Source organism: Patulibacter ginsengiterrae, assembly GCF_056269115.1.
The window spans coordinates 1-14,172 of record NZ_JBWDOG010000003.1; the positions used below are offsets into that span (position 1 = coordinate 1).

Consider the following 14,172-nt stretch of genomic DNA (forward strand, 5'->3'; position numbering starts at 1 on the left):
CCCCGCTCTCGCGGGGGTTTCTTGTTCTGGAGGCGGAGGGGGAGGGATTCGAACCCTCGGTAGAGGGGGTACCCCTACAACAGTTTTCGAGACTGCCCCATTCAACCGCTCTGGCACCCCTCCGTAGGCCACAAGGGCCGACCGGCAGGGTACCGCGTCTTGCGCCAGAACGACGTCCCGACTGCCCCCGGGCCCTCCCGGACTGGCCGTTCGGACGAGCGAGGCGCGGTCCGACCGCCCGTCGCGAGCCCGTCCGGGACTCAGGCGACGAAGGCTAGGGCGGTCACCAGCACCGCCGCCTGGGCGAGTGCCGCCGCGGCGCCGCAGGTGTCGCCGGTCAGTCCCCCGAAGGCCCGCCGGGCCCCGATCGTCATCAGCACCCCGACGACCGCGGCCACGGCGACGGCGACCAGGCCGGGCAGGAGCCCGAGCGCGGCGACCGCGACGGCGACGGTGAAGACGGTGGCGGCGACCCCGGTCACCGGTGTGATCCGCATCAGGTGGACCGAGCCGTCCGGGCGAGCCGGACGGCCGAGCAGCGCGTGGACCAGGATCGTCCAGCGTGACGCCGCCCCGGCCACGACCAGGGCGAGCACCGCGTCCTCGGTGTCGAGGCCGCGCAGCGCGCTCCAGCAGACGAGCAGCCAGATCAGCAGGGCGGCGGCACCGAAGGTCCCGATCCGCGAGTCGCGGAGGACCGCCAGCCGCCGTTCGCGGTCGCGGAAGACGCCGAGGCCGTCGGCGCTGTCGGCGAGCCCGTCCTCGTGGAGGGCGCCGGTCAGGACGATCGTCGCCCCGAGCCCGAGCGCCGCGGCGACACCCGCCGGACCGGCTCCGGGCAGCAGCGCGGTCAGCGCCAGGACGCCACCACCGACGGCGCCGACGCCCGCGCCGACGAGCGGGAACCACGGAACCGCCGCCGCCAGCCGCGGCAGCTCGTCGGGGCCGAACGGCACCGGTATCCGGGTCAGGAACCCGACCGCGTGGCGGGGTCCGTCGAGCAGCGGCATCGGCATTGGGGACGGAGGCTATCCGCCGGGCCTCCGGCGGGTCCTGGGCCGCGCTCGCCGCCGGCGCTTGCAGACTCTTCGGATCGTCCGAAGAGTGTCCGACGGGCCTCGGCGCGTGACCCGTTCGGGTCGTCCGAAGGAGGTCCGACGATCGTGCGGTTGCCGCCCTCTCGGGTCGTCCGAAGAACCGACGAGCGCCGCGGTCCGGCACCGTGGAGCGGCGGGAACGGCCGGTTCGCCAAGCTGTTGGAGATGAGCGACGGACCAGAGCGATACGTCCGGCCGGCGACGCCGGAGGGGTTCGACGCGTCCCGCGCTCGCGAGCGCGCGGACGATCCCGCCGGTTGGCGCTTCCCCGACGCGGCCCGCGACGCGCTCCAGGAGGTGATCGCGGCCCGCCGCGACATCCGCCGCTTCCGTCCCGACCCGATCCCCGACGAGGTCCTCGAACGGGTCCTGACCGCCGCCCACCGCGGGCCGTCGGTCGGGCTGATGCAGCCGTGGCGGTTCCTGCTCGTGCGGGACGACGAGACCCGGGTCGCGATGCGCGGCCTGGCCCAGCGCGAGCGGCTGCGGCAGGCGGACCGCTTCAGCGACCGCGCCCGGCACTTCCTCGACCAGAAGATCGAGGGGATCGTCGACGCACCGCTCGGGCTCGTCGTCTGCTGCGATCCCGGTCGGCCCGACGTCGAGGTGCTCGGCCGCGGGACGATTCCCGAGACCGACGTCCACTCGACCGCCTGCGCGATCCAGAACCTGTGGCTCGCCGCTCGCGCCGAGGGCCTCGGCGTCGGCTGGGTCAGCTTCTACCGGCGGGAGGACCTGCGGAGCCTGCTCGGGATCCCCGATCGCGTCGACCCGCTCGCCTGGCTCTGCGTCGGCTGGCCGGACGAGCGCCCGGTTCGGCCGGGCCTCGAGGCGTCCGGCTGGGCGCAACGGGCCCCGCTCGAGGCGGTCGTCCTGCACGAGCGCTGGCCGGCGGAGGACGTCCTGCCGATCGGCGGGGCGGTGCCCGTGCAGGGGGCCGAGGACGAACACGGCGCTGTCGCCGCCGACGACGCCGAGGCAGGCGCGCTGGCGGCAGGTGGTTCCGGGGCCGCCGCCGGACCGGAGCGCGACGACGCGCGTTCGCGACCGGCGGCGCCGACCGTGGCGGTGACCGACGCCTCGCGGACGCCGCACGAGGCGCGCCCGACTCCCGCCGAGACGATCCCGGCCGAGATCGCCGCGTTGGTCGCGGCCGTCAGCGCTCCCGACGAGCGGGCCGCCGCCGCGGTCCGCGACCGCGCCGACCAGCTCGTGAAGCCGTCCGGCAGCCTCGGTGCGCTGGAGCAGACCGTCGAGCGCTGGGCCGCTTGGAGCGGCGACGTGCCGGCGAGCCCGCTGCGCCCGGCGATCCTCGTGCTCGCCGCCGACCACGGGCACGTCGCGCGGGGGACCTCGCTCTACGCGGGCGACGTGAGCGGGCAGATCGCCGCCGCGGCCGCGCGCGGGGGGACGGCGATCGGCGTGCTCGCCCGCCACCACGCCGGGATCCTGCTCGTCGCCGACCTCGGCCTCCACGGCCCGACCCCCGTCGGCGTGCGCCCCGCGCGCGTCCGCGACGGCGGCACCGGCGACCTGACCGTCGCGCCGGCGATGAGCGAGGCCGAGCTGGTCGCGGCGATCGCGACGGGGGCGCGGCTCGCGGGTGAGCTGCTCGACCGCGGTGCGCGCTGCCTGCTGCCCGGAGAGATCGGCATCGGCAACACGACCTCGGCGGCGGCGCTGGCCTGCGCGCTCGCCGGCCTGACCCCGGAGCTGGCCGTCGGCCGCGGGGCGGGGGCCGACGCGGCCGGGTTGGAGCGCAAGCGGGCGGCGGTCCGGGAGGGCCTGCAACGAGCGGGCTGGCCGGGGACGCCGCTGGCCGCCCTGCGGGAGGTCGGCGGGCTCGAGCTGGCGGGCCTCGTCGGGGCGATCCTCGAGGCCGGACGGCGCCGGATCCCGGTCGTCCTCGACGGGTTCGCGGTCGGCGTCGCCGCGCTGGCGGCGGTCCGGCTCTGCCCGCTCGTCCGCGAGGGCCTGGTGGCCGGGCACCGCTCGGCGGAGCCCGCCCACGGCGCGGTCCTGGCCCAGCTCGGGCTCGAGCCGCTGCTGGACCTGCGGTTGCGGCTGGGGGAGGCCTCCGGCGCGGCGCTCGCGCTGCCCCTGATCGAGCAGGCGGGGCGGCTGCACCGGGACATGGAGACCTTCGCCGAAGCCGGGGTCGACGGCCCGGCCGGCTGAGCCTGGAGCCACCGATCCTCGACCGACCATCGGTGGATCGAGGCTGAGGCCGCTCGCCGCCGCCCTACCCGGCGCGGTCGGGGGCGGGATCCGGCCCGTCCGCGGCGGGGGGCCCGGTCGCCGCGTCGCCCGCGGGCAGCTCCGGCGTCGGCTCGTCCTGCTCGCGCTGCTTCTCGCGCCGGCGGCGCCGGGACCCGGATCCCGGCATCTTGTCCGCCAGCGTGCTCAGCGGCTCGAGGTTGTCCTGCAGGCCCTCGGCGGCCTCGACCAGCCGCTCCAGCAGCGGCACGATCTGCTCCATTCGCAGCTCGATCTCGTCGACCTGCTTGTGGACCTCGCGGACCTCGGCGGTGAGGTCGTCGATGCTCGACATGCTGCGCCCGAAGTCGAGCATCAGGTTGTCGAGCAGGCCGATGTTGCGCAGGTGGCCGTCGACCCCGAGGCCCTCGGCCACGCGGGTCACCGCCACTTGGATCGGCCGGAGCGGGTTCGGGGGCACGGACCAACGCTACCGCGCCGCGATCGACCGAACGGCAGGTCGCCGATCAGCGGCGCTGCGGCCCGCGACGGGCGCGGAAGAACGCCCGCAGCAGCTCGGCGCACTCGTCCTCGAGCACCCCGCCGACGATCTCCGGCCGGTGGTTGAGGCGCGGCTCGCCGGTCACGTCGAGGACGCTGCCGCAGGCACCGGCCTTGGGGTCGGTGCAGCCGTAGACGACCCGCGGGATCCGCGAGAGCACGATCGCGCCGGCACACATCGCGCACGGCTCGAGGGTCACGTAGAGGGTGGCGTCGAGCACCCGCCAGGATCCGAGCTCGGCGGCGGCCCGCCGGAGCGCGAGGATCTCGGCGTGGGCGGTCGGGTCCTCGTCGCGCTCGCGCTCGTTGTGACCGCGGCCGATGATCGTCGCGTCGGGGCCCTGGCCGAGCACGACCACGGCGCCGATCGGCACGTCGCCGTGGCGTTCGGCCTCGTGGGCCTCCGCGATCGCCTCGTGCATCCAGCGGACGTCATCCTCGGTGGAGGCGACGACCAGCCCCGACGGGCTCGCGGGGGTGGGACGGGGGCTGTCGGCCGGTGCGGGCACCGGCCGATGATCGCAGGCCCTGCGTCCCGGATGCGGTCCCGGAGACGCATCCGGCGCCGGTCGGATCGGGCGCTAGCATCGGCCGCGATGAGCCTTCCTCGCTGGATCCCGGAGCTGAACACGATCTACCGGGCGGAGACCCTCGGGCAGCTCTCACTGACGTTCACGGGCGGTCGCACCGGGTCGGTCGACGTGCTCGTCGGCGACGCGGATCCGCCGACGGCGCTGGTCGGGACGTTTACGGCCCACCCCGGGGCCAGCTTCAGCACGGTCCTGCGGCCAGGCGAGTTCTGGACGCTGGTCGCGAGGACCAACCGCCGGGGGGTCGCGACCGTCGCGGTGCGCTGCGTCTTCACGCCGTTCGTCTGAGAGGCCGTCGGCGGTGGTCGCGTCGGCGGGCGGATCCGCGACGGCGGCGCGCGTCGGGCGGGGCGCGGGCCGGCGATGACGCCCGGCGCGCGACACCCGCCCGCTGGCCGCTAGGTCGTGCGGACGATCAGGACCGAGCAGGGCGCGTGGTGGCTGATCTTGTTCGGCACGGAGCCGAGCAGGAAGCGCTTGGCGCCGGTCATGCCCTTGTTGCCGACGACGATCAGGTCGCTGCCGAACTCCTCGGCGACGTCGAGGATCGCGTCGGCCGGATCGCCTTGACGGGCGTAGGTCCGGACGTCGCCGACACCAGCGGTGATGGCGTTCTGCTTGGCCTCGTTGAGGGTCAGCTCGACGTCCTCCCGCTCGTTGACCATCCATTCGACGTCGGCCGGGGCCTGCTTCGCCTCTTCACGCAGGCGGGTGCCCGAGACTGGCTCGTAGGCCGAGACGATCTCGAGACGGGCATTGAGGGCGGCCGCGATGCCGATCGCTTCTTTGACTGCCTGGTTGGCGGTCTCCGAACCGTCGGTTCCGACCACGATCGAGCCGAACATGGAACTCCTTGAGGGGCTGCTGACGGGTGCCGAACCGGCAGCCTCGCCGCCGGCCGGCCGATCATCGCACACGGATCGCTGCCGGCGTGCGTCTTTGTGTCCGATCTCAGGTCCAGATCGGCTGGCCGTCACGCCCAGAGCTTGATTCCGGCGATCACGATGCTGATGATCACGCAGACCACGAGTACGACCTGCATCCAGAACCACGTCGGCGGCATCGGGCAAGGGTACGGCGTGCGTGCGAGGATGGGCGGCGACGCATGGTCCGGCCAGATCGCCATCCCCACGTTCGCGGCCCCGGAGCGGGAGCGCGGGCGACCCGATGCTGATCGGACCGGACCGGAAGCGGGCCAAGAAGCGCGACCGCCCGAAGAAGGACAAGAAGCGGGCCAAGTCGGCCGCGAGGGCCGCGGCGGTCGCAACGACGCCGGTCACCGAGGTGTCGTCCGTCGCCGCTGCTCCTGCGTCGATCGCGAACGCCGGCGAGGCCTCGAGCCCGGCCGGCGACGTCTCCGCCGGCTTGGAGCGGGAGCCGATTGCAGGATCGGCGGTCGCGACGGGCAACCCTGGGTCGGTGACCACCGCCGCTGCCTCCGCGACGACCGCTGACCTGACGACGCTCGGCGCACCCGAGCCCGAGCCGATCGCGGACCCGATCGCGGTGCTGCTGGCCGGGATCGACCGAGCGCGCGACCGCGTCGACGGACTGCTCGACCTGGCGCAGACGCTCGCCGGCCCGCCGCTGGCGTCGCCGCCGGTCGGCCGGGGCCTCGGCCTGCAACTCGTGCCGGACCTCTCCCCGGAGCCGGCGGTCGACGAGGAGCCTGCGGCGACCACGACAGCGACCGCGACCGAAGCGCCGGCGCCGACGGTCGCAGCGGTGGCCGTCTCCGCGCCGGCCGCCACGCCGCCGACCGCGAGCGCGACGCTCGTGGCCCGTGAGCTGCTGGAGCGGGGGATGGACGCCAACGGCGTCCGGGATCGGTTGCGCGACGGCTACGGCGTGCCGGACCCGGACGCCGTGCTCGCCGCGCTGGCCTAGCCGGCGCCGAGCCCGGGGCGGCGTGCCGCTCCCGAGAACGGCCCGGCCGTCGCCGCGCCCCCGGAAGGGACGCGGCCGCCTGCGAGCGACTAGCTCGCGGCGGGGGCGGGCAGCCGCGAGAGCGAGGCGATCGTGCTCGCGCAGGCGCGGGCCGCCTCCTTGCCCTTGGTCACGAAGTGCTCCGAGAAGTACCGCAGGTGCTCCGCGTGCTCGTGGAAGTGGTGCGGGGTGAGGACGGTCGAGATCACCGGCACGTCGGTCTCCAGCTGGACCTGCATCAGGCCGCTGATGACGGCGTCGGCGACGAACTCATGGCGGTAGATGCCACCGTCGACGACCAGGCCCGCGGCGACGATCGCGGCGTACTGGCCGCTGCGGGCGAGGCGCTTCGCGTGCAGCGGGATCTCGAAGGCGCCGGTCACGTCGAAGACGTCGATCCGGTCCTCGGGCACGCCGAGCGTGGCGACCTCGGTGACGAACGATCGCCGGCACTGGGCGACGATCTCGTGGTGCCAGGAGGCCTGGACGAACGCGACGCGCAGATCGGTGACGGTCTCGGGGGCGGTCATGGGTGCTGCTCCTGTCCGGGGGGACGAGCCCCGTACGGGGCTCAGTCGCGGGTGGCGTCCCGCAGGTACCGATCGTAGCTGCGCGGGGTGGGTGCCCGACCGGAGACGGCGAGCAGCGCGGTCGGGCCGCTGGGCAACAGGGCGACGGCCTGGCGCAGCTCGCCGCGGTCGACGACGCCGGGCCGCGCGATCACGATGATCCGTCCGGCGGCGCCCAGAGCGAGCAGCTCGCGGGTGTCGGCGACGGGCAGCAGCGGGGCGGTGTCCAGCACGATCGTCACGTCGAGCGCGGCCAGCTCGGCGAGCACGCGGCCGGTGTCGGCGCTGCCCAGCAGCTCGGGGGCGTTCGGCGGCAGCTCGCCGGCCGGCAGCAGTCGCAGCCCGGGCTCGACCTCGACGAGCAGGTCGAGCACGGGCACGCCGCCGACGATCGCGGCGGTCAGCCCGCGCCTCGGGGCCGCGTTGGCCGGAGTCGACGCCGTGGGCGCCACGCCGAGCGCGCGGGCGAGCCCGGGCCGTCGCAGGTCGGCCTCGACGGCGACCACCGGACGGCCGGCGCGAGCGAGCGCGCGGGCGAGGCCCGCGGCCACCGTCGTCTTGCCCTCGCCGGGGGCTGCGGACGTGACGGCGACCGTGCGGGCGGCGGCGCTGGCCGCATCGTCGGGGGCGAGCGCGAGCGCGGCCCGCAGCATCCGGAACGCCTCCTCGGCGCGTCGCCGGTCGACGTCGCTCGTCCCCGGCGGGGGCACGTGCGCCACGAGCGGGAGCCCGGACAGGCGCTGGGCCTCGCTGCCGTCGTGGAGGCGTCGCCCGCCGCGGAGCAGCAGCAGCCCGAGCAGGCCACCGACGAGCAGCCCGGCGGCGGCGCCCGCGAGCGCTGGCCACCAGTGGTCGGGATCGAGCAGGACGCCGCCGGCGGCGCCGGCGACGACGAGCAGGAGGCCCAGGAAGAGCGCGAGGAGGCGGCGGGACACGGTTAGTCGGAGAGGTTGCGGAGGCCGTCGTTGATGCGGCGCCGCGCGGCGTTGACCTGCTCCTCGACCGCGGCGGTCTCGGTGTTGAACTCGGTCTTGGCGCGGAAGGTCGCTTGCAGATCACGATCCCGCAAGGCCCGGCGGAACGCGTCGAGCGGGGCCTTCCAGCGCTGGAAGGCGGCGATCAGCTCGGCGTGCGGCTTGGCCACGGCGGCGGGGGGCTCGATCGTCTCCAGCTCCCGCGAGACCTGGGCGATCCGGCGGCTCAGACGCTGGACGGCGCGCTCGACATCGGGCCGCTTCTCGGCCGCGTCGGCGGTCTGCTTGAGGCTGCCCAGGTCGCGCTCGAAGCGGGACTGGACCTGGTTGACCCGGTCCGCGTAGACCCCGGCCTGCCGGACCTCCTCGGCCTGCCCGCCGCAGCCCGCTAGCGCCCCTGCGGAGACGAGCAGCGCCAGCACGGCCAGCAGCGGGACGCGCAGTCGAAGGGCTCCCCAGCGGTGACCGAACACGCGCCGGACGATACCCGGGCTCCGGCGCCGCGGGCGAGCGGCGCGCGAGGCCGTCGTCGGTCGCGGGTCAGCGGGGCAGCAGCTTGCCCGGGTTCATCACCCCGACCGGATCGAGCCGGTCCTTGACGGCCCGGAGCAGGTCGACCCCGAGCTCGCCGAGCTCGTCGCGCATCCACGGGGCGTGGTCGGTGCCGACCGCGTGGTGGTGGGTGATCGAGGCCTGGTGGGCAGCGATCGCGTCACCCGCGGCCCGCTTGGCGACGAGCCAGCGGCTGCGCGTCTCGGCCGGATCGTCGCCACCCTTGGCGACGACGGTCAGGTAGAGCGAGGCGCCCTCCGCGTAGACGTGGCTGACGTGGCCCATCACCAGCACCGGTGCGCCGTCGGGGCTGCCGAGGGCCTCCTGGATCGCGCTGGTCAGGCCGGCGCGGAGCGCGTCCAGGCGCGACCAGAGGGTGACGGTCTCCAGCGTCTCGACGAGCACGCCGAGGTCGAGCAGGCCGTCACGCAGGTAGGGGGCGTGGAAGCGTCCGCGGTGCCAGGCCTCGCCGGGCTCGCGGCCGAGCGGGACACCGCCGTGGGCCCGCAGCAGCCGCGCGGCTCGCTCGGCGCGGCCGTCGACGGTCGCGGCGTCGGGGCCGTCCCAGCCGACGATCACCGTGCAGCCGCCCTCCACGGGGGCCTCGGCGGCCGGTCCGGCGCCGGTGCTGGTGGTGGCCGCGCCGAGCGAGACCTCGCCGGCCTCGGGCGGGTCCTCGGTGACGGTCGCCAGGCGCATCGCGGACTCGACCTCGTCCGACATCCGGACGACGGTCGGGCGCTCGCCGGAGCGGGCAAGGTCGCGGAGTGCGGCGGAGCCGGCGGCGAACGAGGGCAGCGACCAGCCTTCGTAGCGGCTGGCCTCGGGGAGCGGCTGGACGCGGAGGGTGACCTCGGTGATCACGCCGAAGGCCCCCTCGCTGCCGAGCAGGAGCTGGCGCAGGTCGGGGCCGGCGGCGTTCGGCGGGCGGTGGCCGAGCCGGAGCTCGCCGGAGGGCGTCGCGACCCGCAGGCCGACGACCATCTGGTCGAAGCGCCCGTAGCCGGACGACGCCTGGCCGCTGGAGCGGGTCGCGGCGTAGCCACCGATCGACGCCCGCTCGTAGGACTGCGGGAAGTGGCCGAGGAAGAAGCCGTGCGGCTCGAGCAGCGCGTCGGCCTGCGGGGTCAGCAGGCCGGCCTGGAGGGTCGCGAGCCGGTCGGTCGGGTCGAGCGCGACGAGCTGGTTGAGCCGCTGCAGGTCGAGGGCGACGACGGCCTCGAGGTCGCCGCGGAGCGCCCGCAGGCCGCCGACCACGCTGGTGCCGCCGCCGAACGGGACGACCGCCAGTCGCAGGCCGGCGCAGAGCTCGACGAGCGCTTGGACCTGCTCGGGGTCGGCGGGCGAGAGGACGGCGTCGGGGGCGTCGTCGAGCCGGCCCTCGCGGAGGTCGAGCAGGTCGGGGGTGCTCTTGCCGCCGGCGTGGCGGAGGCGGCTGTCGTGGTCCTCGCGGACGTGCTCGGCGCCGAGCAGGGCGACGAGCTGCTCGCGGGCGGCGGCGGGCAGCTCGGTCGCGGGCAGGCGGACCTCGGCCGCGGCCGGAGCGGCGGCGACGGTCTCGCCGCTGATGCCGAAGGCGCCGCGCAGCAGGTCGAGCATGCCGCCCGCGATCTGCTCGTCGTGGGCGGGGTCGCCCCAGCCGGACCAGGACATCGGGAAGGCGTCGCGGTGCGTCGTCGCGCGAGCGGAAGCGGACTGGGGGAGCGGAGCGGTCACGAGTGAACAGTTGCACTTTGGGTGTCAACTTGTCAATATCTGGTCGCGATGATCGATCTGCCTGACGTCCCGGGATCCCTCGATCCGCGGATGCGGTCGGAGCAGCTTGCCCGCCTGGGTGACGGTGCCGACGTCGATCTGGTGGTCGTCGGCGGCGGGGTGACCGGGGTCGGCACGGCCCTCGACGCCGCCTCCCGGGGCCTGCGGGTGGTCCTGCTGGAACGCCACGACCTCGCCTTCGGGACCAGCCGCTGGTCGAGCAAGCTCGTCCACGGCGGCCTCCGCTACCTCGCCTCGGGAGCGGTCGGCCTCGCCTTCGAGAGCGCCCGCGAGCGCCACGTCCTGCTGACCCGGACCGCGCCGCACCTGGTCCGGCCGTTGCCCAACCTGCTGCCGCTGAACGCCGCGCTCGGGCCCGTCGACGCGCTCGTGACCCGCGCCGGCCTGGCCTTCGGGGACCTCCTGCGGGTCGCGGCCCGGACCCCGGCGTCGGCGCTGCCGCGGAGCCGACGCGTGACCGCCGCCGAGGCCCTGCACCTCGCTCCCGGCCTCGACCAGGACCGCCTGCGCGGCGCGATCCTCGGCTGGGACGGGCAGCTCGAGGACGACGCCCGGCTGGTCGTCGGGTTGGCGCGGACGGCGGCCGCCCACGGCGCCACGATCCTCACCGGGATGCGGGTGACGCGTGCCGCCGCCGGCACGGTCGAGGCGGTCGACGAGGCCAGCGGCGAGACCCTCCGCCTCAGCCCGCGGGCGGTCGTCAACGCGACCGGGGTCTGGGCCGGCGAGCTCGACGACGGGATCGCCCTCCGCCCGAGCCGCGGCACCCACCTGGTCTTCGCCCCCGCGGCCTTCGGGGGCATGCTGCGAGCCCAGGTCTCGATCCCGTTGGAGGGCGAGTTCGGCCGCTTCCTGCTCGCGCTGCCACGCCCGGACGGGACCGTGATCCTCGGCCTCACGGACGAGCCGGTCGACGGTCCGATCCCCGACGTCCCCGAGCCCTCGGCCGCCGAGGTCGCGTTCCTGCTCGAACGGGGCTCGCAGGCCTTCCGGGTCGCGCTCGACGCCGACCAGGTGATCGGGGCCTACGCCGGCCTGCGCCCGCTGGTGGCGGGTGGTGCCGACGCGACGGCCGACCTCTCCCGCAGCCACGTGGTCCGCCAGGGCACGAGCGGCGTCGTCACCGTCACGGGCGGCAAGCTCACGACCTACCGCCAGATGGCCGAGGACGCCGTCGACGCGGCGGTTGCCGCCGCGGGGCTCGCGACGCGACCGTGTCGGACGACCGAGCTGCCGCTGATCGGGGCGGCCTCGCGGGCGACCCTCGCCCGCGTCGACGCGCCGCGACGGCTGGTCGAGCGCCACGGGACCGAGGCGGCCGCGATCGCGCGGATCGCCGCCGGCGACCGGGCACTGGCGGCACCGGTGGTGCGGGGCAGCGACGTGTTGACGGCCGAGCTCGTCTGGGCGATCCGGCACGAGGGCGCGCGGACGGTCGGCGACCTGCTCGACCGGCGGACCCGGATCGGCCTGAACGCCCGTCAGCGGGAGGCCGCGGTGCCGGTCGCGGAGCAGGCGCTCGACCGCAGCGGGGTCCCGGCCGGCAGCGGCGGTTGATCCCGGCGGGACGCAGTCCTTCCGCGCCGCCGGTCGAGACGGCATCATGAGAGGGCGATGACCGCGGCCGAGAGCGATCCACCGACGTCCGTCTTCGCGCGCCGGGCCAGCGCCGAGCTGCAGATCCTGCTCGACCGTCCCCCGGTGGCGCTGCGACTGCTGGCCGCCGCCCGCAGCTGCACGCTCGACCGCGGGATCGCGCGGGTCACGATGAGCGACATCGCCCGCCGGGCGGACGTCAGCCGGACGACGCTCTACCGCCACTACCCGGACGTCGAAGCGGTCCTGCGGGATCTGATGACCCTCGACTTCGGCGGCGCCCTGGTCGACGCCGGCAAGCGCGCCGACGGGGCTCCGACGGCCCGCGAGCGCCTGACCGGGACGCTCGTCGACGGGTGCCGGGCGCTCCGCCGCGACACGCTCTTCCGCAAGATCATCGACGTCGACCCGGAGTACCTGCTCCCGTACGTCACGGCGCGCGCCGGTGCCTCGCAGCGGGTGGTGATGCGGCTCTTCGAGATCGGGATCGAGAGCGGTCAGGAGGACGGCTCGATCCGCTCCGGGGACGTCGGCCTGCTCGCGCGGATGCTGCTGCTCCAAGCCCAGTCGATCGTGTTCTCGATCGGGATCGTGACCGAGGGCGACGAGGCCTACGAGGACCGCTTGCTGGCCGTCGCCTCCGAGCTGCTCGACGCCCAGCTGCGGCCGCCCGAGGACGGCTGAGCCGGGGGTCCCCCTGGACTCCGGCCCCCTCGGCGTGGCAGGATGTTCGAGGCAGATGGACCCCGACGAATCTCCGGCGACCTCGGCCCGCGACGAGCGGGTGGTCGACCTCCGCGAGCTGCAGCGGGATCACCGCGTCCGTGACGCCCGCGGCCTGGCCGTGATCGAGGACGAGCCGCTGCTGCTGGCGGCGCTCGAGGCCGGTTGCGGGATCGAGCTGCTGCTCGAGGACGAGCGTCGCCGCGACGATCCTGCCCCGTGGCGGGCGCTGCTCGCCGGGGCCAGCACGGTCCTGGCCGGCCAGGACGCGTTGCGCGCGCTCTCGATGACGGGCCGGCTGCCGCGGGTGGTGGCGGCCGTGCGACGGCACGGGGACGTCGACGGCCCCGCTCCCGGCGGCGGGCTGGCGCTGGTCGGCGTCTCCGACGCCGGCAACGTCGGCGGGATCCTGCGCAGCGCGGCGGCGTTCCGCTTGCCGGCGGTGACCCTGCTCGACGGCTGTGCCGACCCCTGGGGGCGCAAGGCGCTGCGGGCGGGGCAGGGCGCGCAGTTCACGGCCGGTCTCGTGCGGATGGCGCCGGACCTGGCGGCGCTGCGCGAGCACACGCACGGACCGCTGGTCGCGGCGGTGCCCCGCGGGGGCGAGGACCCGCGGCTGCTGCCGGTCGACGCGACGGTCCTCTTCGGGGCCGAGCACCGTGGCCTCGACCGTGGTGACGTGGCGCGCTGCGACCTGACGGTCAGCGTGCCCGCCGACGGCTTCGAGTCGCTCGGGGTCGCCGCGGCCGCGGCGGTGATCGCCTACAACCTCGCGGAGGTGCGCTCGAACGCGCGGATCGAGGCTCGCGAGGGCGACGTCTCGCGGGCCTGACCGGCTCAGGCGCGTTCGACGATCGTGAGCGTGGCGACGCCGAACTGGTCGGCTTCGCGCAGCTCGACGCGCCAGCCGGCGGCGGCCACCCGGCCGGCGACCTCCTCCGGAGTCCCGTCGCCGGTCCAGGCCTGCTCGTCCTCCAGCAGCGCACGGGCGATCTCGCCGCGAGTCGCCTTGGCGTCGTGGCTGACGACGATCCGCCGTCGACCGCTCTCGCGGACGACGTTGACGACCAGGGCGACCGCGCCGGACGGGCTCCGCCACATCTCGCGGTAGGGGGTCGAGCGCATGTCGACGACGAGTCGGTCGGCGGGCAGCACGCCGTCGAGCGCGTCGCGCCAGATCTGCTTGGTCGTCGGCAGCCCGGGCAGGCGGGCCGTCGCCGGATGCCGGTACGCCGGGATCCGGTCGAAGGGGCGGACGACGCCCCAGAGCGCGCTGGCGATCAGCAGGTGCTCGTCGGCGCGCTCGCGGGCGCTGCCGGAGAGCGTGTCGAGGCCGAGCCGCTCGAAGAGCACGCCCGAGTAGACCTCGCTGGCGGGGGCCGCCGGGGCGACCCGCAGCGTCTGGTTGTAGACCAGCTCGCTGCGACTGCGCGGCCCGAGCTTCAGCTGCCGCAGGGCCTGGTCCTGATCGCCGTAGGAGAGCTCCTCGAGGGCTTCGACGACGCGCTCGCGGATCGACTGCAGGCCGGGGAAGGCCAGCCGGCCGAGATCGACGGGAGCGCCGTCGGACGGAGGGGTCTTCCCTTCGGACGGCGGAACGAGGATCAGCACT

The 14,172-nt window shown here is 75.5% G+C and carries 15 protein-coding genes and 1 tRNA gene; 6 read left to right on the top strand and 10 right to left on the bottom strand.

Features of this window, described 5'->3' with window-relative positions; genetic code table 11:
* Positions 1 to 33 precede the first annotated feature (33 nt).
* Together ACVUH9_RS06430 and cobS are read right to left on the bottom strand one after the other, a co-directional pair.
* Positions 34 to 123 (bottom strand) — tRNA-Ser (locus ACVUH9_RS06430).
* Positions 124 to 260: 137 nt separating this feature from the next.
* Complete coding sequence (gene cobS / locus ACVUH9_RS06435; protein WP_475755094.1) at positions 261 to 1,016, bottom strand: adenosylcobinamide-GDP ribazoletransferase; 756 nt, start codon at positions 1,014 to 1,016, stop codon at positions 261 to 263.
* Positions 1,017 to 1,262: 246 nt separating this feature from the next.
* On the opposite strand from cobS, the gene cobT reads away from it, so the two are divergent.
* Complete coding sequence (cobT, locus tag ACVUH9_RS06440) at positions 1,263 to 3,275, top strand: nicotinate-nucleotide--dimethylbenzimidazole phosphoribosyltransferase (protein ID WP_475755096.1); 2,013 nt, start codon at positions 1,263 to 1,265, stop codon at positions 3,273 to 3,275.
* A gap of 64 nt (positions 3,276 to 3,339) precedes the next feature.
* Here the strand turns inward: cobT and ACVUH9_RS06445 are convergent, their stop codons facing one another.
* The gene (locus ACVUH9_RS06445; RefSeq protein ID WP_475755098.1) at positions 3,340 to 3,774 is read right to left on the bottom strand and encodes a hypothetical protein; all 435 of its coding nucleotides are present in this window, start codon (positions 3,772 to 3,774) and stop codon (positions 3,340 to 3,342) included.
* Between the two features lie 46 nt (positions 3,775 to 3,820).
* Entirely contained in the window at positions 3,821 to 4,363 is a 543-nt protein-coding gene (gene tadA / locus ACVUH9_RS06450) for a tRNA adenosine(34) deaminase TadA (protein WP_475755100.1), read from the bottom strand.
* Positions 4,364 to 4,450: 87 nt separating this feature from the next.
* Between tadA and ACVUH9_RS06455 the strand changes: the two genes are divergently transcribed.
* A complete protein-coding gene (locus ACVUH9_RS06455; protein WP_475755102.1) occupies positions 4,451 to 4,732 on the top strand; it encodes a hypothetical protein in 282 nt (93 codons plus the stop codon).
* A gap of 110 nt (positions 4,733 to 4,842) precedes the next feature.
* On the opposite strand, the gene ACVUH9_RS06460 is transcribed toward ACVUH9_RS06455, so the two are convergent.
* The gene (locus ACVUH9_RS06460) at positions 4,843 to 5,289 is read right to left on the bottom strand and encodes a universal stress protein (protein WP_475755104.1); all 447 of its coding nucleotides are present in this window, start codon (positions 5,287 to 5,289) and stop codon (positions 4,843 to 4,845) included.
* A 322-nt stretch (positions 5,290 to 5,611) separates the two neighbouring features.
* Here ACVUH9_RS06460 and ACVUH9_RS06465 point away from each other — a divergent pair, with 322 nt between their 5' ends.
* Positions 5,612 to 6,331, top strand: coding sequence for a hypothetical protein (locus ACVUH9_RS06465; protein WP_475755106.1), 720 nt, complete (start codon positions 5,612 to 5,614; stop codon positions 6,329 to 6,331).
* 89 nt (positions 6,332 to 6,420) lie between these two features.
* Here the strand turns inward: ACVUH9_RS06465 and ACVUH9_RS06470 are convergent, their stop codons facing one another.
* From ACVUH9_RS06470 to ACVUH9_RS06485, 4 genes are all read right to left on the bottom strand, one after another.
* Entirely contained in the window at positions 6,421 to 6,900 is a 480-nt protein-coding gene (locus tag ACVUH9_RS06470; protein ID WP_475755108.1) for a 6,7-dimethyl-8-ribityllumazine synthase, read from the bottom strand.
* Between the two features lie 41 nt (positions 6,901 to 6,941).
* On the bottom strand, positions 6,942 to 7,874 hold the full coding sequence (locus tag ACVUH9_RS06475) for a nucleotide-binding protein (RefSeq protein WP_475755110.1): 933 nt from the start codon (positions 7,872 to 7,874) through the stop codon (positions 6,942 to 6,944).
* A gap of 2 nt (positions 7,875 to 7,876) precedes the next feature.
* Complete coding sequence (locus ACVUH9_RS06480; RefSeq protein ID WP_475755112.1) at positions 7,877 to 8,386, bottom strand: hypothetical protein; 510 nt, start codon at positions 8,384 to 8,386, stop codon at positions 7,877 to 7,879.
* 67 nt (positions 8,387 to 8,453) lie between these two features.
* The gene (locus tag ACVUH9_RS06485) at positions 8,454 to 10,181 is read right to left on the bottom strand and encodes an FAD-binding oxidoreductase (protein WP_475755114.1); all 1,728 of its coding nucleotides are present in this window, start codon (positions 10,179 to 10,181) and stop codon (positions 8,454 to 8,456) included.
* Between the two features lie 48 nt (positions 10,182 to 10,229).
* On the opposite strand from ACVUH9_RS06485, the gene ACVUH9_RS06490 reads away from it, so the two are divergent.
* The 3 genes from ACVUH9_RS06490 to ACVUH9_RS06500 are packed head-to-tail and all read left to right on the top strand — an operon-like array spanning position 10,230 to position 13,392.
* Positions 10,230 to 11,798: a glycerol-3-phosphate dehydrogenase/oxidase gene (locus tag ACVUH9_RS06490; protein WP_475755116.1), complete on the top strand. Its 1,569-nt coding sequence runs from the start codon at positions 10,230 to 10,232 to the stop codon at positions 11,796 to 11,798.
* Between the two features lie 57 nt (positions 11,799 to 11,855).
* Entirely contained in the window at positions 11,856 to 12,521 is a 666-nt protein-coding gene (locus tag ACVUH9_RS06495) for a TetR/AcrR family transcriptional regulator (RefSeq protein ID WP_475755118.1), read from the top strand.
* 55 nt (positions 12,522 to 12,576) lie between these two features.
* Entirely contained in the window at positions 12,577 to 13,392 is an 816-nt protein-coding gene (locus ACVUH9_RS06500) for a TrmH family RNA methyltransferase (RefSeq protein ID WP_475755120.1), read from the top strand.
* 5 nt (positions 13,393 to 13,397) lie between these two features.
* Here ACVUH9_RS06500 and ACVUH9_RS06505 read toward each other — a convergent pair whose 3' ends face one another.
* Positions 13,398 to 14,171 (bottom strand): YaaA family protein, encoded by a 774-nt coding sequence (locus ACVUH9_RS06505; RefSeq protein ID WP_475755122.1) that lies wholly within the window; start codon positions 14,169 to 14,171, stop codon positions 13,398 to 13,400.
* Position 14,172 lies beyond the last annotated feature (1 nt).

Bases quoted from the DNA above. Each gene is read 5' to 3' on its own strand.
- cobS (WP_475755094.1), bottom strand. From the start codon at position 1,016: ATGCCGATGCCGCTGCTCGACGGACCCCGCCACGCGGTCGGGTTCCTG.
- cobT (WP_475755096.1), top strand. From the start codon at position 1,263: ATGAGCGACGGACCAGAGCGATACGTCCGGCCGGCGACGCCGGAGGGG.
- ACVUH9_RS06455 (WP_475755102.1), top strand. From the start codon at position 4,451: ATGAGCCTTCCTCGCTGGATCCCGGAGCTGAACACGATCTACCGGGCG.
- ACVUH9_RS06460 (WP_475755104.1), bottom strand. From the start codon at position 5,289: ATGTTCGGCTCGATCGTGGTCGGAACCGACGGTTCGGAGACCGCCAAC.
- ACVUH9_RS06465 (WP_475755106.1), top strand. From the start codon at position 5,612: ATGCTGATCGGACCGGACCGGAAGCGGGCCAAGAAGCGCGACCGCCCG.
- ACVUH9_RS06470 (WP_475755108.1), bottom strand. From the start codon at position 6,900: ATGACCGCCCCCGAGACCGTCACCGATCTGCGCGTCGCGTTCGTCCAG.
- ACVUH9_RS06490 (WP_475755116.1), top strand. From the start codon at position 10,230: ATGATCGATCTGCCTGACGTCCCGGGATCCCTCGATCCGCGGATGCGG.
- ACVUH9_RS06495 (WP_475755118.1), top strand. From the start codon at position 11,856: ATGACCGCGGCCGAGAGCGATCCACCGACGTCCGTCTTCGCGCGCCGG.
- ACVUH9_RS06500 (WP_475755120.1), top strand. From the start codon at position 12,577: ATGGACCCCGACGAATCTCCGGCGACCTCGGCCCGCGACGAGCGGGTG.